This is a genomic window from Pseudomonas sp. TNT3 (genome assembly GCF_010095445.2).
Taxonomy (GTDB): domain Bacteria; phylum Pseudomonadota; class Gammaproteobacteria; order Pseudomonadales; family Pseudomonadaceae; genus Aquipseudomonas.
On the sequence record NZ_WFGV02000006.1, the window covers coordinates 59,348 to 79,848 of the forward strand.

Sequence of the window (20,501 nt, forward strand, 5' to 3'; positions counted from 1 at the left end):
AAAAAAGAGGCCCTTTTTCAAGGGCCTCTTTTTTTTGTTCGCTAATTCTTTATATCTTGCCAAGTAACAGCAGGATCAACAGCACCACCAACACCACGCCGATGATACCCGACGGGCCATAACCCCAACTTCTGGAGTGTGGGAAGACCGGTAAACCGCCTACCAGCAGAAGGATCAGAATAACGATAAGAATAGTGCCCATTGTCTATTTCCTTGTTGGAAGTGTTCCGGAATGACCTAGCTTTAACTGTCAGCTGGAATGCAATAAATCCGAGCTGCTTAAAAGATCCGACTCTGGCGTGTGAGAGAAAATTCCAACTTTTTTTAATGTTTTTCGAAGACAGGCTTATTTCTTTTTATGCAGCACTAGTTGATGCGCCCACGGTCGCGGTTTGAGCAGCCCATTCAGCAATCTGATGGAGCGTGGGTCGGCCCGGGTCCTTCGCTACACTCGACAGATCTTTCCCGGAACAACAAGGCTGTTTGCTATGCAAAATCGCATGATGATCACTGGTGCAGGCTCGGGCTTGGGTCGCGAAATCGCGCTGCGCTGGGCGCGTGAAGGCTGGCAACTGGCCTTGTCGGATGTCAGCGAGCCCGGCCTGCAGGAAACGTTGAAGCTGGTTCGTGAAGCCGGTGGCGATGGGTTTACCCAGCGCTGTGATGTGCGCGACTACAGTCAGCTGACGGCATTCGCCCAGGCCTGTGAAGAGAAGCTCGGCGGTATCGACGTCATCTTCAACAACGCTGGCGTGGCGTCGGGCGGGTTCTTCAACGAGCTGTCCCTTGAGGACTGGGACTGGCAGATCGCGATCAATCTGATGGGCGTGGTCAAAGGCTGCAAGGCATTCCTGCCGTTGCTGGAAGTCAGCAAAGGCAAGATTATCAACATCGCCTCGATGGCCGCGCTGATGCAAGGCCCCGCCATGAGCAACTACAACGTGGCAAAGGCCGGCGTCGTGGCGTTGTCGGAGAGCCTGCTGATCGAACTGGCACAGCAGGAGATAGGGGTTCACGTGGTATGCCCGTCGTTTTTCCAGACCAACCTGCTGGATTCGTTCCGTGGCCCGACGCCTGCCATGAAAGCACAGGTCGGCAAGCTGCTGGAAAGTTCGCCGATCACGGCTGCCGACATTGCTGACTACATCTATCAGCAGGTCGCGGCCGGCGAATTCATGATTCTGCCCCACGAACAAGGCCGTATGGCGTGGGCGATCAAGCAGAAAAACCCGCAACTGCTCTACAACGAAATGACCGTGATGGCCGATAAAATGCGCGCCAAGGCCAAGCAAACCGCAGGCTGAACTTGCCCGAATGCTATGCCGTCGCTAGGGTGGCCGCCATCGGTCATCCTCGCGAGACATGCACATGCTCAATTATTTGTGGTTCTTTCTCGCCGCGCTGTTCGAAATCGCAGGCTGCTTTGCTTTCTGGATGTGGCTGCGCCAAGGCAAAAGCGCTTGGTGGGTGGTACCGGCACTGCTCAGCTTGACGCTGTTCGCGCTTTTACTGACCCGTGTCGAAGCGACCTACGCCGGCCGCGCCTATGCCGCCTACGGTGGCATCTACATCATTGCTTCGATTGGCTGGCTCGCCGTGGTCGAACGGATTCGTCCACTGAGCTCGGACTGGATCGGCGTGGCGCTGTGCGTCATCGGCGCGACCGTCATCCTTTTCGGGCCGCGCTTCTCCGCTTCCTGAAGGAATAATCCTGCATTTTTCCGTTTTGTAAGAATTTTCCGAAGGTGTCGTTCGCTTGAGGTTGTAGGGCATGACTGTATTTCCTACACCGCATTGAAGACCTGTCGCGGGCGGGGCATCTTCGAGGTCCAGTCCATCTTGAAGGCCCCCCCATGCTAGTGCTCAGTCGCGTTGTCCCCGAGTTGATCGCCATTGGCGACAACATTTCCATACGCATACTGGCCGTCAATGGCGACAGCGTACGAATCGGGGTCGAGGCACCCAGGTGCGTGACGGTCCATCGCGCCGAAATCTACGAGCGTATTCAATCTGAAAAAAGAGACAAGAAGTGATCATCGCCGCGGCACGGGCCGCGGGATGATGATCGTTCTTGCTCCCCTGCATTTCAGTCGAACAAATGCTTGGGCACATCATGCTTGAGCATCAACTGGCACTGCTCGCTCTCAGGGTCGAAAACAATCAGTGCCTGGCCCTTGGTCAGCGCCTGCCTGACGCGTAAAACCCGTGTTTCCAGTGGGGTGTCGTCACCGTTATCGGTGCCGTCGCGGGTCACGAAGTCTTCGATCAGGCGAGTCAGGGTGTCGACTTCAAGTTGGTCGTAGGGAATCAGCATAGTCACCTCGGCAAAAACAATGTCGCGATGCTACGGCTGTTATCAACACACCACCAGCGTTCGCGCTAGCTATCGTTACGCTGCCCCACCAGGCTGTCCACCGACGGCACCCGCGTGTCGCTTTCCATCTGCGTCTCGTGTTCGATCTGATGACTGAACCGGTCCAGCGAACCCTTGGCCGGTTGCGCATCGCTGGCGAACACCGGCGGGCTGAGGATGTAGGCACCGAGCAGCCGGCTGAGGGCGGCCAGGCTGTCGATGTGGGTCCGTTCGTAGCCATGGGTGGCGTCGCAGCCGAAGGCGAGCAGGGCGGTGCGAATGTCGTGACCGGCAGTGACGGCCGAGTGGGCATCGCTGAAGTAATAGCGAAACAGGTCGCGCCGCGCGGGCAGTTCGTTGTCACTGGCCAATCGCAACAGATGTCGGGACAAGTGATAGTCATACGGCCCGCCCGAATCCTGCATCGCCACACTGACTGCGTGTTCGCTGGAGTGCTGCCCGGGAGCGACGGGCGCGATGTCGATGCCGACGAATTCACTGACGTCCCACGGCAATGCCGCCGCAGCACCGCTGCCGGTTTCTTCGGTGATGGTGAACAGCGGATGGCAGTCGATCATCAGCTCTTCGCCACTGTCGACAATAGCCTTGAGTGCCGCCAGCAGCGCGGCAACGCCGGCTTTATCGTCGAGATGACGGGCGCTGATGTGCCCGCTTTCAGTGAATTCAGGCAACGGGTCGAAGGCCACGAAATCACCGACACTGATGCCCAGCGAATCGCAATCGGCACGGGTAGCGCAGTAGGCGTCGAGGCGTAATTCGATGTGGTCCCAGCTAATCGGCATTTCATCGACCGCGGTGTTGAAGGCGTGCCCGGAAGCCATCAGCGGCAACACACTGCCACGGATCACTCCGTTGTCGGTAAACAGGCTGACCCGACTACCCTCGGCAAATCGGCTGGACCAGCAGCCGACCGGCGCCAGAGTCAGGCGCCCGTTATCTTTCACCGCACGAACGGCCGCGCCAATGGTGTCCAGGTGCGCGGAGACCGCTCGGTCCGGGCTGTTTTTCCTGCCCTTGAGCGTGGCGCGAATGGTCCCGCGGCGGGTCATTTCAAAGGGAATGCCCAGCTCTTCAAGGCGCTCGGCGACGTAGCGCACGATGGTGTCGGTGAAACCGGTGGGGCTTGGAATGGCGAGCATTTCAAGCAGGACTTTTTGCAGGTAGTTGAGATCTGGTTCGGGGATTTTGCTGGTCATGGAAACTCCTGATGAGTAAAGAACATCGATGGTTTCGATGAAGTGATTAGACGGTTGGCCAAGCCCGGTGTAGCAGCTGCCGAGGCACGAGGCTGCGTTGGGCTGCGCAGCGGCCCCAAAGGGCGGTCCTGCGGACACGCAACGCAGCCTCGTGCCTCGGCAGCTGCTACACCGGCCTGCTATGACGCAGCGGGCTGACTGTGCGGAAACAGTAAATCCACGAACCGCTCTGCCGTTGGCTGCGGTTCATGGTTGGCCAGCCCGGCACGCTCATTGGCTTCAATGAACACATACTCAGGCTGATCCGCCGCCATCACCATCAGGTCCAGCCCGACCATCGGGATGTCCAGCGCTCGTGCAGCCCGCACGGCGGCATCAACCAGTGTCGGGTGAAGGATCGCCGTGACGTCCTCAAGAACGCCGCCTGTATGAAGATTCGCCGTACGACGCACGAACAGATGTTCGCCAGCCGGCAAAATGCTGCTGTAGTCGTAACCCGCCGCTTGCAACGTGCGTTCGGTTTCATGATCCAGCGGGATTTTGCTTTCGCCGCTGGTCGCTGCCTGACGTCGCCGACTCTGGGCTTCGATCAACGCACCGATGGAATGCTGACCGTCACCCACCACTTCGGCCGGGCGCCGAATTGCGGCCGCAACGACCTCAAAACCGATCACCAGGATCCGCAGGTCAAGGCCTTCGTGGAAGCTTTCCAGCAACACCCGACTGTCGAACTGGCGCGCCGATTCGATGGCTTGCTGTACGTCCTCGATGGATTGCAAATCTACCGCCACGCCTTGACCCTGCTCGCCATCCAGCGGCTTGACGACCACCCGTGAGTGCTCGTCGAGAAACGCCAGATTGTCATCCGCGTTGCCGGCCAGTTGTTGGGAGGGCAAGTTCAGTCCGGCAGCTTTGAGCACCTTGTGCGTGAGGCTTTTATCCTGGCAAAGGCTCATGCTGATGGCGCTGGTGAGGTCGCTCAGGGACTCGCGGCAACGCACTCGACGCCCACCATGAATGAGCGTGAACATCCCGGCGTCGGCGTCATCGACCTGTACTTCGATGCCACGGCGATGAGCTTCCTCGACGATGATTCGCGCATACGGATTGAAATCGGCCTCAGGGCCCGGGCCCAGAAACAGCGGCTGATTGATGCCGTTCTTGCGCTTGATGGCGAAGGTCGAGAGGTTGCGAAAACCGAGCTTGGCGTAAAGACTTTTCGCCTGCCGATTGTCATGCAACACGGACAAGTCCAGGTAACTCAGCCCACGACTCATGAAGTGCTCGATCAAGTGTCGCACCAGCACTTCACCCACACCTGGCCGCGAGCATTGCGGGTCCACGGCGAGGCACCACAGGCTGCTGCCATTTTCCGGATCGTTGAATGCCTTGTGATGATTGAGGCCCATGACACTGCCGATGATCGCACCGCTGTCCTCATCTTCCGCCAGCCAGTACACCGGGCCGCCCAGATGTCGCGGGGTCAGCAAACTGGCATCGATCGGCAACATCCCGCGCGCCTGGTACAGATGATTGATCGCCTGCCAGTCCGAGTCGCTCTGGGCCCGACGGATGCGAAAACCGCGAAATACGCGCGTGGACGGGCGGTAATCGCTGAACCACAGGCGCAGGGTGTCGGAGGGATCCAGAAACAACTGCGCAGGCTCCAACCCCAGTATCTGCTGAGGCGCGGCAACGTACAGCGCAATATCGCGCTCACCGGGCTTTTCGTTGAGCAGTTCCTGAGCAAGGCTCGCCGGGTCCGCAAAGGTGTGGCCGATCAGCAGTCGGCCCCAGCCGCAATGCACCGCGATCGGCGCAGCGCCGAGCTCGCTGCCGTCTTCGGCCAGGCGAGCTTGCAAACGTTCGTAGGAAGGGGCCTGACCGCGCAACAAGCGTTGGCTATAAGCCGTGGCGTGGGGTTTCATCGATCAGATTCCTTGTTCACTGAGCCACAGGTTCAGCGCCGCCAGCTGCCACAGCTTGGAGCCGCGCAGCGGGGTCAGTTGGCCTTGCGGATCGGTCAGCAAACGGTCAAGCATCGCCGGGTTGAACAGGCCGCGATCCTGGCTTGGATCAAGCAGCAACTCACGCACCCAGTTCAACGTATCGCCCTGCAGATGCTTGAGGCCGGGCACCGGGAAATAACCTTTCTTGCGGTCGATGACTTCACTTGGAATGACCAGTCGCGCCGCTTCTTTCAAGACTTGCTTGCCACCGTCCGGCAGTTTGAATTTGCCCGGCACACGTGCCGACAATTCCACCAGTCGATAGTCCAGGAAGGGAGTTCGTGCTTCCAGGCCCCAGGCCATGGTCATGTTGTCGACGCGTTTGACCGGGTCATCCACCAGCATCACGGTGCTGTCCAGACGCAGCGCTTTGTCCACCGCTGCGTCGGCGCCCGGCTGTGCGAAATGTTCCTTCACGAAGTCGCCGGCAGCGTCATTCGCCGTCAGCCATTTGGGTTGCACGGTGGCGGCGTAGTCGTCGTAACTGCGGTCGAAGAACGCGTCGCGATAAGCGGCGTACGGATCGGCTGCACCGTCGACCTGCGGGTACCAGTGATAACCGGCAAACAGTTCATCCGCACCCTGGCCGCTTTGCACCACCTTGCAGTGCTTGGCGACTTCCCGGGACAGCAGATAAAAGGCGATGCAATCGTGGCTGACCATCGGCTCGCTCATGGCACGAAATGCCGCTGGCAGTTGCTCGATGATCTCTTTTTCGTCGATTCGCAGTTGGTGATGTTGAGTGCCGTAATGCTTGGCGATCAGGTCCGAATACTGAAACTCGTCACCACGCTCGCCGCCGGCATCCTGGAACCCGATGGAAAAGGTCGACAGGTTTTCCACGCCGACTTCACGCAGCAGGCCCACGAGCATGCTCGAATCCACACCACCGGACAGCAGGACACCCACGTCAACCGCCGCACGCTGGCGAATGGCGACAGCATCACGCGTGCTGTCCAGTACTCGGTCGCGCCAGTCTTCGAGCGTCAGGTTCATCTCATCGGCGTGTGGGCCGTAGGGCAGGGTCCACCAGGTTTTCTGCTCGGTGGTGCCATCGGCTTCAACGCGCATCCAGGTGGCTGGTGGCAGTTTTTCGATGCCCGCCAGCAGGGTACGCGGCGCTGGAACCACCGCGTGGAAGTTCAGGTAGTGATTGAGCGCCACCGGATCAAGGATCGGATTGATATCACCACCTTTGAGCAGTGCCGGCAGTGCCGAGGCGAAGCGCAGGCGCTGACCGGTGCGCGACAGGTACAACGGCTTCACGCCCAGACGGTCGCGGGCGATGAACAAGCGTTTAGCGTCGCGTTCCCAGATGGCGAAGGCGAACATGCCGTTGAGTTTCGGCAGCAGCGCTTCACCCCAGGCGTGATAGCCCTTGAGCAACACCTCGGTATCACCGCCGGAGTAAAAGGCGTAGCCGAGGCCTTCGAGTTCGGTGCGCAGCTCGGGAAAATTGTAAATCGCGCCATTGAAGGCCAGGGACAAGCCCAACTGGTTGTCGATCATCGGCTGCGCCGAGCCGTCGGACAGGTCCATGATTTTCAGGCGACGGTGGCCCAGGGCAATCGGCCCCTGGCTGTGAAAGCCCCACGCGTCAGGGCCGCGAGGTGCCAGGTGATGGGTGATTCGTTCAACGGCTGCAAGGTCCGCAGGTTGATGATCAAAGCGTAACTCGCCAGCTAATCCGCACATAAAGTCCTTACCGGTTTTTCCGTTGGGGAGGGTCTATCGATACCGCAACAAAAGTGCGGGTACTCAGAAACTGACCCGAGCGATTCGCGGGAGTTTTAGATCGATAAGTTATAAGTGGGTATTGGCTGACGAATGGTGCGCGCTGCACGAGTGTGCATTGCCGGGGCGGTAATTATTGATCTGATGCATAGGAGTAGTTGCTTGAAAGCCCGGAAATCCGACCCGGTATTCGCGTTTTTAATTGCCTGACGAGCTTAATAGACTGAAGCCTTCTCAATGCAATAAGGATATTGCACATGCTGTCTACATCCGACGTGACACTTGCGGCCACGACGTTTACCCCCGCGCAACGCAGCGCTGCTTTTGTCGATCATACTGCCGATCTGGACAAGGCCGAGGTACTGCAAAAAAACATCCCGACCTGGCTGGCCAATGCCGACCTTGCGGTGGTGCAGGGTCTGAAAGCGGCGGTTGAGCAAAGTGATCTCACTTATACCAAGGCTGCAGCGGTGCTCGAGAGGCTCAAGCCGCTGGACGTGTTTTGCAAGGAGCAATTGACCCTTTTCCTCAAGAGCAAATGGACTGTCGATTTCGATGTTGAGCGGGACACCCTGGAGATTGTTAAAAGATCGATAATTGGCATTGGTGCGCCGTTCCCTGTCAGCTTCCAGGAAAAATTCAGCACCACTTCTCGCAGCCTGCTGCACGCGGCCATGGAGAACTTCACCCTTGAGGAATCCAGCAGCGGCGGCATCCCGAAAGACTCGTTGATACGAATCAATGGACAAGCCCAGACCGGTGCAGCGATTACCCCGACCAAATTCGCGCTGATTTGTCGCGAGCTTGACCTCGGTGCGCGTTATCAGCGCCATATCGCCGAGGTATTGGCATTGCCGGCCACGTCTGCAAGCAGTGCAAACGCCTCAGCGGCCGACATCCGGCAGTTGAAGCTGCTTGATCTGAAAATCGCCGTTCATATTGCCTACCTGAAAAAGCACATCACCGAAGCCGTTTACACAATGATGCTGAGCGTCATTGCACAAAAACTCCCTGCGGCACAAACCAAAGGCGCCGTCTTCGACGGTGCGTCGGTAATCTGGCAAGGCTTGATGATCGATGATGCATGCATCTGCGGGGCGCTGGTGTTCACCAAAGCCTCGATCGACACCGCGCCGACGGCGAAATGCGTGGTGTACCTGCCGAACGACCCCGAGCGACCGCTGTATGAATACGCCTCGCTGGATGACTTCAAGGCTTACCTCTCTCGTCAGTTGCAAACCAAAGCCTACAGGGCGTACTTCGCCAGCCAATTCCTTCCCGGGCACGATAAATCCGATTTTTTTACTGCATTTGACGAAGACAAAGTACTGGGCACGCTTGTCGCGACACCCGCGGATTGTGTTGCTGATTTCTTCTTCGGCGCATTCATCAGCAAGACCCAGCGAGATGCCCGGGTTCTCGCGGTCACGACCGAAGAAGTGGACGAAGTACAACGGGAAAAAACCGTTCAGAGGCTGCTCGATGGCGGTCTTCTGTTCTTGAACGCAGCCTCTTTTTTCGTACCGGTACTGGGCGAATTGATGATGGCTGTGGCACTCATCGACATTGTCAGCGAGGTCTATGAAGGTGTGCAGGACTGGGCGCACGGCGAGCCGCACAAAGCGTTGTCGCATTTGCTGAATGTTGTCGAGAACATTGCGCAGATGGCGGCGTTCGCGGCGGTCGGCAAAGTGGCGTCGATCGCCTTGCGTCGGGTGGCGAAAGAGCAAGCGGCGTTCTTTGATGGTTTCGAAGCAGTGACGCGCGCCGATGGTAAACAAAGGCTGTGGAAGCCAGATCTTGAGCCCTATCAGCAGACATTGGCGCTACCGGAAACAGTGCAGCCGGATGCGAAGGGCATTTACAAGCACGGCGGGCACACCTCTGTCGTCATGGAGGATAAGGTCTATCGCGTCACCCATAACGCTGAGAAATATGCGTGGCAGATAAACCACCCGGTTCGCCAGGACGCATTCGCGCCAGCCATTGAACGAAGCGTCGAAGGCGGCTGGCGGCATGTGCATGAGCACGCGCTTGAGTGGCCGAGCAGTGGGTATGCGTTGAAACGTACAGATCCCCGTTTACATGGTTTTTCCGGCAGTGACCTGACAAAAATCGCCGATATCGTAGGTATGTCGCCTGCCGAGCTTCACCGATTGCATCTGGGCAATCTGGATTTGCCACCACGGCTATATGATTGCGTCGAACGCTTCAAACTGAATCGGCGCATCACTGCAGTGGTGTTGGCCATGGAACGTGGGGATACCGCGAGCACCGATTTTCTGCAGGCGCAGCTGCATACATTGCCAAGGCTGTCCGGCTGGCCTGAAGAACGATTCATCCAGGTGTTCGATGCGGACGGCGCAGTCGTTTCTCGCTTTCCTGACGGGGCTGCAAAAAGTAGCGACGACGTTAACAGCGTGGACGTTACCCAAGCGCAACTGAATGCAGGGAAATTGTTGGATACTGTGATCGATGGTCTTTATTCGAAACAAGTTGAGGCCATTGTCGGCAAAGGGACGACCGATTCGCAATCAACGTTGCTGGCCAGAAAGATTGCGTCATCCGTTAAAAGTAATCGCCAACCACTGTTCGAGTGGCTCTACAAAGCCTATGACGGCGAAGCCACGGGTGGTGTTGCGACATTGCGTGAGCACGCTGCCGACATTCCCACCCGGGTAGCTCGCAAGTTGCTTGACGAAGCGAGTCAACGAGATCGTGTGTTTTTTCGCGACCGCAAGTTCCCGGGATTTGATTTATCGGAGCAGGTCAGCGAGGCACAGCGTTCGCTCAGGCTGGACCGTGCACTCACCGGACTGCATTTTCCAGAGCTGGCCAATGCCGATACGAACACGCTGAGCCTCAGGCTGCTGGATCGCGTGCAAGGTTGGGAGACGGGTTATCGACTGGAGTTGCGAGAAGGGTCAACCACCGGAAAGTTGCTGGACAGTGTCGGTTCCGCAGATGCGCCGTTGAGCGGGGTCATCATCAAAACGCCGACGGGCTATCAGGTCAACCGGGGGACCGGCACGTTGATAGCCGACAAAGCAAGCGCCACGCTCGGCGAATCGATATTCCACGCACTGCCTGCAGCCCGACGCATCCGCATGGGGCTTACAGGTGCCGATGACGTTAATGTGACCTTACTGCGCGATCGCCTGGGCTCGGCTGCCACGGCGGACCGCGCACGCACCGCTCGGGTATTGCGAGGTGAGCACAGCGAGGTCCCCGAACACCTTTCTTCCTGTGGGATCCAGGCTGACCCTGCCGAGGCGACCGTCTACGAAAAAGCCTTGATTCGTAAAGTTCGAAAGCTGTACCCGCTGTTCACCGATGCCCAGGTTTCAGCCTTTCTTGATGACGCGGGCACTACCCACACGTTGCGGTTAAATCGAATCAAGGCACTGGAGCAGCAGTTGGAGAAATTGCGTGGAGTGCTGCAGACCTGGAGCAACGACCAGGTGGAGATGAAGAAGCTACCGGGACAGTTCAATGATGTGCGCGTCAGCCGTCGCCAGATAGCTCAAACCATCGAAAACTGCTGGCGTCGGGTAACTGCGCCGCGAACACCGCGGGATCAGCCTGTAACGCTCAAAATCGAGCGCAACTTCGCTGGCCAACTGCCGGCGCTGACCGAACACGACGTCGCTCATGTGCGCAGCCTCATCATCAGAGACATGAACGCAGGTGATGAGCTGGCGTACTTCCTGAGGCCCTTCAAAAATCTTGTCAGGTTGGAACTGGATGGCAATCAACTGACACGACTGCCTGAAGCAGTGTCACACATGCCCGACCTTGAACATTTGATCTTGAACCGCAACAAGTTGGCATTGACCGAACATACCCTCAAAAAACTAGGCGATATGCGCAAGTTGCGTTCGCTCGGGTTGAGCGGTAACCGGTTGGGCGCCACGGTGGATGTCAGCAAAATGCTGGATCTGCAAGCCCTGTTCCTCGGCGACACCCATGCCACGGAGTTACCTGTGGGGCTTGCCCGATTGCCTTACCTGGACATGGTGGATTTGCGCGGTAACGACATTCAAGAACTGCCCGCGTGGTTGTTCGATGTTCCGCGGCGATTCGCCCGAAGGATCAATTTGCGGCACAACCCATTGTCCGCAGCGAGCCGTACGAAGCTTGAAACTTATCGTGGCAATACCGGCATCGGGATGGGCTTTCTTGAAGATGATCATGCGGTGATCAACGAGCAAAAAGCTCGAGAACTGTGGATGCCTGATAGTCGCGAAGAACTTTACGCCAGTCGTAATCGCACATGGGTTGCACTGAAGAACGAACCCGGGTCCGACGGTTTTTTCAGATTGCTGGCCGAGGTGGGAAGCACCGCCGATAATCGCTATGTGCATGAGGACATGAGTGATCGGGTCTGGAGAGTTATCGAGGCGGCCAAGGCTGACTCGATGTTGCGCGATCAGCTATTACCGATGGCGGTCAAAAGTAATTGCGTTGATTCGGCGGCGACCATTTTCAGTAACCTTGAAGTCACCGTCGACATCGACACGTTGGTTCGCCAGTCCGCCAATACTCATGATCAGGCTGCCCGGCTACTCAAATTGGGACGGCGCCTGTTTCGCCAGGATTATCTCGCCAAGCTCGCCCGGGATGATGTGTTGGCCAACCCCAAACGCGATCCCGTGGAAGTGGAATTGGCCTATCGCACCGGCCTGGCCGACAAGCTCGAGCTTATCGGCCAGCCCAGGCATATGCGCTATGCATCGCTGAGTGGCGTTAAAACGGCGGACCTGAATGCTGCCTACAACAAGGTCATTGCTGCCGAAGCGACTTCCGAACTGTCAGCTGACTTGAGCAACCGCGAGTTCTGGGGGAAATTTTTGCGTGAGCAACATGGCAAGAAATTCACCGACCTTGCCGCTCCCTTTCAGGAGCGAGTACAGACGGCCTTTGAAAACGAGGCGAAGTTGGGAACAGGGCTTCGTGCGCATGTCGACGGCATCGCCGATGAGCTGAAGCTGGCTGAAACAGGTCTGTTGAAACGCCTCACCGAGCAAGCCATGGAAGCAGAAAAAATGAAGACCTGTTTCATTCTGGATTAAGCGCCTCAAGCCTTGCCGCGGATCAATCGCCGCAAGGCAAAGCGGTTTGGATGACAGGCTTCGGCCACGGCCCTGGGCAGTGGCAGGGGTTCAGCGTCGAGCCAGGCCGCTAGTAATTCGCCTGAAATCGGTGCAGTGATCAACCCTCTTGAGCCGTGGCCGCTGTTGACATACAAGCCGTTCAGCCAGGGGCAAGGGATGTCCGGGATTTTCCGGGCATCCTTGCTCAAGGCACTGTAGGCGTCGGTGAACGCCTCGGCATCCGCCAGCGGGCCGACAATCGGCAGGTAATCCGGGCTGGTGCAGCGAAAGGCGGCGCGACCTTCGAGCGCTTCTGGTTGCAGGGTGTCCGCGCCGAGACGTGTAACCAGGTCTGGCGAAATTTCTTCGAGCATCTTCAGGTTGCCGGCATGCTCGGCGGCGGTAGGTGTCAGGTCATCGTTGTGGAAATCGAAACTGGCCCCCAGCGTGTGTTCACCCAGGCGAGCGGTTGCGACGTAGCCTTCGGCGCAGACCACCGTGCTCAAACTGCTGCTTGCAGAGGTCTGGGATAAACGGGTGATCTGTCCGCGAATCCGTTTGAGGGGCAGGTCGGCGCTGTAGGGGAAACGATTGATCTCGGCGGCGCCGGCCAGCACCACCACCGGTGCCTCGGCCAACAAGGTATCGCCATCCCAGGCTTGCCACTGACCGTCTGTGCGGCGCAGCTCCAGTACATCGTTATGGGTCTGGACCTGTATGTTCGGATGCGCGGCTTGCCATTCGCACAGGGCGGGTGGGTGCACCCAACCTCCTTCGGGGTAAAACAGGCCTCCGGATTGCAACGCGATGCCGGCGAGAAGCTCACAGTGCTCCCGATCCAGCGTGTGCAATAAATTGTCAGGAAAGGCAGCAGCCAGCTGCGCTTGTCGTTCTGCTTCCTTGGCATTGAACGCCAGCTGCAGTACCCCGCAGTCATCCCAATCGACGCCCCGTTGCAAGTGTTCAAGCAGACGTCGGGTGTGGCCGAAGCCGCTCAATATCAATTGCGACAGTGCGGTGCCGTGGGCGGAAAGCTTGAGGTACAACACGCCTTGGGGATTGCCCGAGGCCTCTCGAGCCAGCGCATCGTGGCGATCCAAAAGGCTGACCTGCCAACCCCTCGCCGCGAGGCTGGCGGCGCTGGCACAACCAGCCAGGCCGGCGCCGATCACCAAGGCACGACGCTCGCCAGTCGGTGGCGCCGGACGAGCAAACCAGGGCTTGGCGGTCTCCAGTGCCGGAGCATCTTGCGGCCAACCGAGGAAGGTGCCCCGCAGGATTTCCCACTTGTGTCCAATGCCAGGGGTGCGCTTCATCTTGAAGCCTGCGGCATTTAACAGCCGACGTACCCAACCGGTGCTGGTGAAGGTGCTGATGGTCGAGTCAGGCGCTGCCAGGCGGGCCAATTGTGCAAACAGTTCGGCGGTCCACATGTCGGGGTTTTTCGCCGGAGCAAAGCCGTCGAGAAACCAGGCATCGATCTGTGCGTCCAGTTGTGGCAGTTGCTCCAGCGCATCGCCGATCAGCAGGGTCAGGGTGACGCGGCCGTTATCCAGCACCAGACGCTGGAACCCTTGATGGATTGCCACGTACTGGGCCAGCAATTGATCGGCAAAGGGCTTGAGCTGCGGCCATAACGCCAGTGCGCGTTGCAGATCGGGCAAGCTCAAGGGGTACTTTTCGACGCTGACAAAATGCAACCGCGCACCCGCCACCGCGTGCTGCTCGAACAGTTGCCAGGCACATAAAAAATTCAGCCCGGTGCCGAAACCGGTCTCACCGATCACTAATCGACCGCCAACCGGCAGCGCGGCAAAACGCTCTTGCAGACGGTTTTGCTCGAGGAATACGTAACGTGTTTCGTCCAGTCCCGACAGATCGGAAAAATACACATCATCGAACACCCGCGAACGCGGGAGTCCCTGGTCGTCCCAATCGAGCTGGGCGTGGGGCAATACAGGTTTCATGGCAGGCTCGGCAACGGCAAGGCGGCCATTCTAACTGATCACCGGGGCGGAGCCTGATCCATGGCAATGCAAACCTTCGCCACCTCGCACAAAATTCTGCGGCAGGCTCGGCAAATGGAATTCTCCCGCGGGAAACTACTCAATCCGCTAGTCTTGCTCAATCTGGAAAGGGAACCATCCATGTTCGAATCTGCCGAAATTGGTCACGCCATCGATAAAGAAACCTATGACGCCGAAGTGCCGGCCTTGCGTGAAGCCTTGCTCGACGCTCAGTTCGAACTTCAACAGCAATGCCGGTTTCCGGTCATCGTCCTGATCAACGGCATCGAAGGGGCCGGCAAGGGGGAGACCGTCAAGCTGCTGAACGAATGGATGGACCCGCGCCTGATCGAGGTCCGTACCTTTGATCAGCAAACCGACGAGGAACTGGCACGCCCGCCCGCCTGGCGTTACTGGCGGATGCTTCCGGCCAAAGGCCGCATGGGGGTTTTTTTCGGCAACTGGTACAGCCAGATGTTGCAGGACCGTGTTCACGGGCTGATTAAAGACCCAAGGCTCGACCAAGGCATCAATGCTGCCGAACGACTGGAGCAGATGCTCTGCGATGAAGGCGCGCTGATCTTCAAATTCTGGTTTCACCTGTCCAAAAAACAAATGAACGCGCGCCTCAAAGCCCTGGCGGATGATCCGCTGCACAGCTGGCGCATCAGCCCGCTGGATTGGCAGCAATCGAAGACGTACGACAAATTCGTAAAATACGGCGAGCGCGTGTTGCGCCGCACCAGTCGTGACTACGCGCCCTGGCATGTGATCGAAGGCGTTGACCCGCATTACCGCAGCTTGACGGTGGGCAGGATTCTGCTTGAGGGCCTGCAAAACGCTCTGAAACGTCAGACGATTCACCCCGATAAAGTCAGCGCCGCACCGTTGCCGCTGAGTGTCGATCATTTGAACCTGCTCGACAGCCTGGATTTGACCCAGCATCTGGAAAAGGACGATTACGAGGAGCAGCTGATTACCGAGCAAGCCCGATTCTCCGGGCTGATGCGTGACAAGCGCATGCGCCGCCATGCTTTGGTGGCTGTGTTCGAAGGCAATGATGCGGCGGGCAAGGGCGGTGCGATTCGCCGCGTTGCGGCAGCGCTGGATCCACGTCAATACAGCATTGTGCCGATTGCCGCGCCAACTGAAGAGGAGCGGGCACAACCCTATTTGTGGCGTTTCTGGCGGCACATCCCGGCCAAGGGCAAGTTCACCGTGTTTGATCGTTCGTGGTACGGCCGAGTACTGGTGGAGCGTGTCGAAGAGTTCTGCCCACCGGCGGACTGGTTGCGGGCCTACAGCGAAATCAATGATTTCGAAGAGCAGCTCACCGACGCCGGAGTGATCGTGGTCAAATTCTGGCTGTCCATCGACAAGCAGACGCAACTGGAGCGCTTTCAGGCCCGGGAAGAGATTCCATTCAAACGCTTCAAGATCACCGAAGACGACTGGCGCAACCGCGAAAAATGGGACGCCTACCGCGCGGCAGTTGGCGACATGGTCGACCGCACCAGCACCGAGATCGCGCCCTGGACCCTGGTGGAAGCCAATGACAAGCGCTGGGCCCGGGTCAAAGTCTTGCGCACGATCAATCTGGCGCTGGAAGAAGCCTTCGAAAAGTCGGACAAGAAGGCAAAGAAACACAAGGATTGAGTCGATGGCTGCGCATACGCGAGGTGAATGATTGTCGCAGTCGGTGAAGGGGTGGACTTATGCTCAGTCCACTCTCAACCGACAACAACAATGAGGTATGCCATGCGTGAAGTGGTGATCGTCGACAGCGTGCGGACCGGCCTGGCCAAATCCTTTCGCGGCAAATTCAACCAGACCCGCCCCGACGACATGGCGGCCCATTGCGTCAATGCGCTGCTGGCCCGCTCAGGCATTGATCCGGCCAGTGTCGAGGACTGTATTGTCGGCGCCGGATCAAACGAAGGTGCCCAAGGGTTCAATATTGGACGCAACGTCGCCGTGCTGTCCCGTCTGGGCATAGGCACTGCCGGCATGACCCTCAATCGCTTCTGTTCGTCTGGCTTGCAGGCGATCGCCATCGCCGCCAACCAGATCGCTTCGGGTTGCAGCGACATCATCGTCGCCGGTGGTGTCGAGTCGATCAGCTTGACCATGAAAAGTGTCAACACCGACAACCTGATCAATCCGCTACTGAAAGAGCAGGTACCGGGGATTTATTTTCCGATGGGCCAAACCGCCGAGATCGTCGCTCGTCGATACAACGTCAGCCGCGAAGAGCAGGACCGGTATGCGTTGCAGAGCCAGCTGCGCACCGCCCAGGCTCAGGCTGCGGGATTGTTCGATGACGAAATCGTGTCGATGGCGGTGAAATACCGCGTTGAAGACAAGGCGACCGGCCAGGTGCAGATACTCGACGGCATCGTCGATCGTGACGATTGCAATCGCCCGGATACCACGCTGGAAAGCCTGGCCGGGCTGAAGCCGGTATTTGCCGAAGACGGTTCGGTAACCGCGGGCAATTCTTCACAGCTCTCCGACGGTGCTTCGATGACCCTGGTGATGAGCCTGGAAAAAGCCCTGGAACTTGGGCTCAAACCCAAAGCCTTCTTCCGTGGTGTTACCGTCGCCGGGTGCGAGCCTGACGAGATGGGCATCGGCCCGGTTTTTTCGGTGCCTAAATTGCTCAAGGCCAAGGGTTTGCAGATTGCCGACATTGATCTGTGGGAACTCAACGAAGCGTTCGCGTCACAGTGCCTGTACAGCCGTAACCGGCTGGAAATCGACAACGAAAAATACAACGTCAACGGCGGCTCGATTTCCATCGGCCATCCTTTCGGTATGACCGGGTCGCGTCAGGTCGGGCATCTGGTGCGTGAGTTGCAGCGGCGTAAACTGCGTTACGGCGTTGTGACCATGTGCGTGGGTGGCGGGATGGGCGCGACGGGGTTGTTTGAGGCGGTGCTTTGAGTCTCGAAAGATTTGTGTTGCCTGCTCAATAGCCATCGCGAGCAGGCTCACTCCTACAGGGATTTGGTGTGCGCCGATGATCCAGTGTGGGAGCCGAGCTTGGTCTGGGCGGCATTCCGACGATGGCAGCGCCCCGGTCTACCGCCTGGCACTTAAATTCTGCATCCGCTCGATATACGCCTGAATCTCCCGCGCCGCTTGCTCGGGGTTTTCGAACGGCCCTTCCTGGGTGTTTTCCCGGGTACTGAAATACAACTCCCCGTTGATTCGACATATCCGGTCGCTGCGAAAGTGCGTAGCGGGGGCGTTGTCCTGGGCGCGCATGCCGTACATGGAGTTCTCCTGACGCTGTATTCCTGTGGGCGGATCCAATCAGCTTATGTCTGAACCTGTTGAAGCGCCCGACCATCTGATCGACGGCTTAGGCCCGTCAAACGAAACGACCTGCACAGTTGCATTCGCGGCCGGGGGGTAACTGTCCCTGTGTGGGGTCAGGCGTTGCGCCTAGAATGACGGTTCTCGCCAATTGGCTTCGGGGTTCGCATGCACATTTCATCGGGTCGCTGGGTATACGGTCTGTTCCTCGCCTTGCTGACCGCAGTGCTGTGGGGAATCCTGCCGATCAAGCTCAAGCAAGTGCTGCAGGTGATGGATCCGGTCACGGTCACCTGGTTTCGCCTGGCGGTTTCCGGCGGATGCCTGTTCATTTATCTCGCGGCAACCAGACGCCTGCCGAGCTACAAAGTGCTCGGTCCCCGCGGTGGGTGGTTGGTGTTAATGGCCGTGCTCGGCCTCGTCGGCAACTATGTGCTGTATTTGATGGGGCTTAACCTGCTCAGCCCGGGCACTGCGCAGTTGGTCGTACAGATGGGGCCAATCATGTTGTTGATCGCCAGCCTGTTTGTGTTCAAGGAACGCTTTAGCGTGGGGCAGGGGATTGGCCTGCTGGTACTGCTGATCGGTTTTGCATTGTTTTTTAACCAGCGTTTGAGTGAATTGCTCACTTCCCTGACGGATTACACGGCCGGCGTACTACTGGTGTTGTTGGCGTCCACGGTCTGGACGTTTTATGCCTTGGGGCAAAAACAGCTGCTGACGGTGTGGAATTCGTTGCAGGTGATGATGGTGATCTACCTGTTTTGCGCGGCATTGCTGACACCCTGGGTGCATCCGCTGGAAGTAATGCAACTGACGCCGCTGCAAGGATGGCTGTTGCTGGCGTGCTGCATGAATACCCTGATTGCCTATGGCGCATTTGCCGAGGCGTTGGCCCATTGGGAAGCGTCGCGGGTCAGTGCGACCCTGGCGATTACACCCCTGGTGACCTTTGTCGCGGTGGCGTTCGCGGCCTGGATGTGGCCGGAGTATGTGCACGCTGAAACGATCAATGGCCTGGGGTATGGCGGGGCGGTGCTGGTAGTGCTGGGCTCGGCGCTGGTGGCGTTGGGACCTTCGTTGATCGCAGGACTGAAAGCGCGGCGGGTGCGGATGGCGGTGGATCGTTAGACCGCGTCATCGTTCATCGCGGGCAAGCCTTGCTCCCACAGAGATATGCGATCACCTGTGGGAGCGGGCTTGCCCGCGATGACTGACCGTCAGACGCCTGAAATCTTACCCCTTGGCACCCGCCTCCAGCATATTCTCCGGCCGCACCCAGGCATCAAACTCTTCATCCGTTAGATAACCCAGCTGCAGCGCTGCCTCACGCAAGGTCAGGCCCTCGCTGTAAGCCTTCTTGGCAATTTCCGCCGATTTGTCATAGCCGATGTGCGGATTGAGCGCCGTCACCAACATCAAACCACGCTCCAGATGTTCAGCCATTTTCGCCGCATCCGGCTCAAGGCCCGCAATGCAGTGCTGCTGGAAGTTGCTGCAGCCATCGCCCAGCAGGCGAATCGATTGCAGCAGGTTGTGGATGATCACCGGTTTAAACACGTTTAGCTGCAAGTGGCCCTGGCTCGCGGCGAAACCGATCGCCACGTCGTTGCCCATGACCTGACACGCCAGCATCGACAACGCTTCGCACTGGGTCGGATTGACCTTGCCGGGCATGATCGAGCTCCCGGGTTCGTTGGCGGGCAGTTTGACTTCGGCAAAACCGGCTCTCGGCCCTGAACCCAGGAGGCGCAAGTCGTTGGCGATTTTCATCAGGGTGACCGCGAGGGTCTTCAGCGCGCCGGACAGCGTGGTCAGCGGCTCATGGCCGGCCAGTGCGGCAAATTTATTGGGAGCGGTGACGAACGGCAAACCGGAGAGGGCCGCAAGTTCAGCGGCGATGGCTTCGCCGAAACCGTGCGGCGAATTCAAACCGGTGCCGACGGCCGTGCCGCCCTGTGCCAGTTCGCAGACGGCCGGCAGCGCGCTGCGGATCGCTCGTTCGGCGTAATCCAGCTGGGCGATGAATGCCGAGATTTCCTGGCCGAAGGTGATCGGCGTGGCGTCCATCATGTGTGTCCGGCCAGTCTTGACCAGCTTCATGTGGCGCGCGGCCAGCTCGGCCAGACCGCCAGACAGTTCACTGATGGCTGGTAACAAATGCTGCTGCACGGCCTGGGCTGCCGCAATGTGCATGGCCGTAGGGAAGCAATCGTTGGAACTCTGGGAGCGGTTAACGTGATCGTTGGGATGCACGGGGGATTTGCCACCGCGCGGATTGCCGGCCAGCTCATTGGCACGTCCGGCGATCACTTCGTTGACGTTCATGTTGCTCTGGGTGCCACTGCCGGTCTGCCAGACCACCAGGGGAAATTGATCATCATGGCTACCATCGAGCACTTCGTCGGCGGCCTGTTCGATCAGGCGGGCAATGTCGGCAGGCACGTCGCCATTACGGTCATTGACCCGAGAAGCGGCTTTCTTGATCAGGGCCAGGGCGTGCAGCACCGCCAGCGGCATGCGTTCAGTGCCAATGGCAAAGTTGATCAGCGAGCGTTGCGTCTGAGCGCCCCAATAGGCTTCATCCGGGACTTCAACCTGGCCAAGGCTGTCGGTTTCGATACGGCTCATCATGCACACTCCTGTAGGTCTGATAGCGCAGTTTAGGCCGTGATCGTCCGCCGTGGTTCCATCCGTCTCGAATTTGCCTGTTAAACCCCTCTAAATAAGGCCCCACAAGGCTTGGGGTTGAGTGACACACTTTTTTAGGC

The 20,501-nt window shown here is 58.4% G+C and carries 15 protein-coding genes and 1 pseudogene; 8 read left to right on the top strand and 8 right to left on the bottom strand.

Features of this window, described 5'->3' with window-relative positions:
* Positions 1 to 49: 49 nt before the first annotated feature.
* Complete coding sequence (locus tag GBC55_RS05805; RefSeq protein ID WP_010461760.1) at positions 50 to 202, bottom strand: DUF3309 family protein; 153 nt, start codon at positions 200 to 202, stop codon at positions 50 to 52.
* A 286-nt stretch (positions 203 to 488) separates the two neighbouring features.
* Between GBC55_RS05805 and GBC55_RS05810 the strand changes: the two genes are divergently transcribed.
* The 3 genes from GBC55_RS05810 (at position 489) to csrA (ending at position 2,033) form a co-directional block, all read left to right on the top strand.
* Positions 489 to 1,304: an SDR family oxidoreductase gene (locus GBC55_RS05810; protein WP_162436384.1), complete on the top strand. Its 816-nt coding sequence runs from the start codon at positions 489 to 491 to the stop codon at positions 1,302 to 1,304.
* A gap of 64 nt (positions 1,305 to 1,368) precedes the next feature.
* Entirely contained in the window at positions 1,369 to 1,701 is a 333-nt protein-coding gene (locus GBC55_RS05815) for a YnfA family protein (protein ID WP_162436383.1), read from the top strand.
* A 152-nt stretch (positions 1,702 to 1,853) separates the two neighbouring features.
* Positions 1,854 to 2,033: a carbon storage regulator CsrA gene (gene csrA, locus GBC55_RS05820; RefSeq protein ID WP_162436382.1), complete on the top strand. Its 180-nt coding sequence runs from the start codon at positions 1,854 to 1,856 to the stop codon at positions 2,031 to 2,033.
* Positions 2,034 to 2,086: 53 nt separating this feature from the next.
* Here the strand turns inward: csrA and GBC55_RS05825 are convergent, their stop codons facing one another.
* From GBC55_RS05825 to GBC55_RS05840, 4 genes are all read right to left on the bottom strand, one after another.
* Positions 2,087 to 2,314: a YheU family protein gene (locus GBC55_RS05825; RefSeq protein WP_007945785.1), complete on the bottom strand. Its 228-nt coding sequence runs from the start codon at positions 2,312 to 2,314 to the stop codon at positions 2,087 to 2,089.
* 65 nt (positions 2,315 to 2,379) lie between these two features.
* A complete protein-coding gene (locus GBC55_RS05830) occupies positions 2,380 to 3,570 on the bottom strand; it encodes an osmoprotectant NAGGN system M42 family peptidase (RefSeq protein WP_162436381.1) in 1,191 nt (396 codons plus the stop codon).
* Between the two features lie 179 nt (positions 3,571 to 3,749).
* Complete coding sequence (gene ngg, locus GBC55_RS05835; protein ID WP_162436380.1) at positions 3,750 to 5,498, bottom strand: N-acetylglutaminylglutamine synthetase; 1,749 nt, start codon at positions 5,496 to 5,498, stop codon at positions 3,750 to 3,752.
* A gap of 3 nt (positions 5,499 to 5,501) precedes the next feature.
* Positions 5,502 to 7,274: an N-acetylglutaminylglutamine amidotransferase gene (locus GBC55_RS05840; RefSeq protein ID WP_162436379.1), complete on the bottom strand. Its 1,773-nt coding sequence runs from the start codon at positions 7,272 to 7,274 to the stop codon at positions 5,502 to 5,504.
* A gap of 296 nt (positions 7,275 to 7,570) precedes the next feature.
* Here GBC55_RS05840 and GBC55_RS29870 point away from each other — a divergent pair.
* Positions 7,571 to 8,527 (top strand): annotated as a pseudogene (locus GBC55_RS29870) (DUF6543 domain-containing protein); the annotation flags it as partial.
* Positions 8,528 to 8,752: 225 nt separating this feature from the next.
* Complete coding sequence (locus GBC55_RS05855) at positions 8,753 to 12,385, top strand: NEL-type E3 ubiquitin ligase domain-containing protein (protein ID WP_247266867.1); 3,633 nt, start codon at positions 8,753 to 8,755, stop codon at positions 12,383 to 12,385.
* A 5-nt stretch (positions 12,386 to 12,390) separates the two neighbouring features.
* Here the strand turns inward: GBC55_RS05855 and mnmC are convergent, their stop codons facing one another.
* Positions 12,391 to 14,373: a bifunctional tRNA (5-methylaminomethyl-2-thiouridine)(34)-methyltransferase MnmD/FAD-dependent 5-carboxymethylaminomethyl-2-thiouridine(34) oxidoreductase MnmC gene (mnmC, locus tag GBC55_RS05860; RefSeq protein ID WP_162436377.1), complete on the bottom strand. Its 1,983-nt coding sequence runs from the start codon at positions 14,371 to 14,373 to the stop codon at positions 12,391 to 12,393.
* A 180-nt stretch (positions 14,374 to 14,553) separates the two neighbouring features.
* On the opposite strand from mnmC, the gene pap reads away from it, so the two are divergent.
* The gene (gene pap / locus GBC55_RS05865) at positions 14,554 to 16,068 is read left to right on the top strand and encodes a polyphosphate:AMP phosphotransferase (protein ID WP_162436376.1); all 1,515 of its coding nucleotides are present in this window, start codon (positions 14,554 to 14,556) and stop codon (positions 16,066 to 16,068) included.
* A gap of 102 nt (positions 16,069 to 16,170) precedes the next feature.
* Complete coding sequence (locus GBC55_RS05870; protein WP_162436375.1) at positions 16,171 to 17,355, top strand: thiolase family protein; 1,185 nt, start codon at positions 16,171 to 16,173, stop codon at positions 17,353 to 17,355.
* Between the two features lie 138 nt (positions 17,356 to 17,493).
* On the opposite strand, the gene GBC55_RS05875 is transcribed toward GBC55_RS05870, so the two are convergent.
* Positions 17,494 to 17,688, bottom strand: coding sequence for a DUF6316 family protein (locus GBC55_RS05875; RefSeq protein WP_162436374.1), 195 nt, complete (start codon positions 17,686 to 17,688; stop codon positions 17,494 to 17,496).
* A 210-nt stretch (positions 17,689 to 17,898) separates the two neighbouring features.
* Between GBC55_RS05875 and GBC55_RS05880 the strand changes: the two genes are divergently transcribed.
* Positions 17,899 to 18,861 (top strand): DMT family transporter, encoded by a 963-nt coding sequence (locus GBC55_RS05880; RefSeq protein ID WP_162436373.1) that lies wholly within the window; start codon positions 17,899 to 17,901, stop codon positions 18,859 to 18,861.
* Between the two features lie 105 nt (positions 18,862 to 18,966).
* On the opposite strand, the gene GBC55_RS05885 is transcribed toward GBC55_RS05880, so the two are convergent.
* Positions 18,967 to 20,361 carry a class II fumarate hydratase gene (locus GBC55_RS05885; protein ID WP_162436372.1) on the bottom strand — a complete coding sequence of 465 codons (1,395 nt, stop codon included), beginning with the start codon at positions 20,359 to 20,361 and terminating at the stop codon, positions 18,967 to 18,969.
* Positions 20,362 to 20,501 lie beyond the last annotated feature (140 nt).

Bases quoted from the DNA above. Each gene is read 5' to 3' on its own strand.
- GBC55_RS05875 (WP_162436374.1), bottom strand. From the start codon at position 17,688: ATGTACGGCATGCGCGCCCAGGACAACGCCCCCGCTACGCACTTTCGC.
- mnmC (WP_162436377.1), bottom strand. From the start codon at position 14,373: ATGAAACCTGTATTGCCCCACGCCCAGCTCGATTGGGACGACCAGGGA.
- GBC55_RS05805 (WP_010461760.1), bottom strand. From the start codon at position 202: ATGGGCACTATTCTTATCGTTATTCTGATCCTTCTGCTGGTAGGCGGT.
- GBC55_RS05830 (WP_162436381.1), bottom strand. From the start codon at position 3,570: ATGACCAGCAAAATCCCCGAACCAGATCTCAACTACCTGCAAAAAGTC.
- GBC55_RS05840 (WP_162436379.1), bottom strand. From the start codon at position 7,274: ATGTGCGGATTAGCTGGCGAGTTACGCTTTGATCATCAACCTGCGGAC.
- GBC55_RS05810 (WP_162436384.1), top strand. From the start codon at position 489: ATGCAAAATCGCATGATGATCACTGGTGCAGGCTCGGGCTTGGGTCGC.
- ngg (WP_162436380.1), bottom strand. From the start codon at position 5,498: ATGAAACCCCACGCCACGGCTTATAGCCAACGCTTGTTGCGCGGTCAG.
- GBC55_RS05880 (WP_162436373.1), top strand. From the start codon at position 17,899: ATGCACATTTCATCGGGTCGCTGGGTATACGGTCTGTTCCTCGCCTTG.
- GBC55_RS05870 (WP_162436375.1), top strand. From the start codon at position 16,171: ATGCGTGAAGTGGTGATCGTCGACAGCGTGCGGACCGGCCTGGCCAAA.
- GBC55_RS05825 (WP_007945785.1), bottom strand. From the start codon at position 2,314: ATGCTGATTCCCTACGACCAACTTGAAGTCGACACCCTGACTCGCCTG.
- pap (WP_162436376.1), top strand. From the start codon at position 14,554: ATGTTCGAATCTGCCGAAATTGGTCACGCCATCGATAAAGAAACCTAT.
- GBC55_RS05815 (WP_162436383.1), top strand. From the start codon at position 1,369: ATGCTCAATTATTTGTGGTTCTTTCTCGCCGCGCTGTTCGAAATCGCA.
- csrA (WP_162436382.1), top strand. From the start codon at position 1,854: ATGCTAGTGCTCAGTCGCGTTGTCCCCGAGTTGATCGCCATTGGCGAC.
- GBC55_RS05885 (WP_162436372.1), bottom strand. From the start codon at position 20,361: ATGAGCCGTATCGAAACCGACAGCCTTGGCCAGGTTGAAGTCCCGGAT.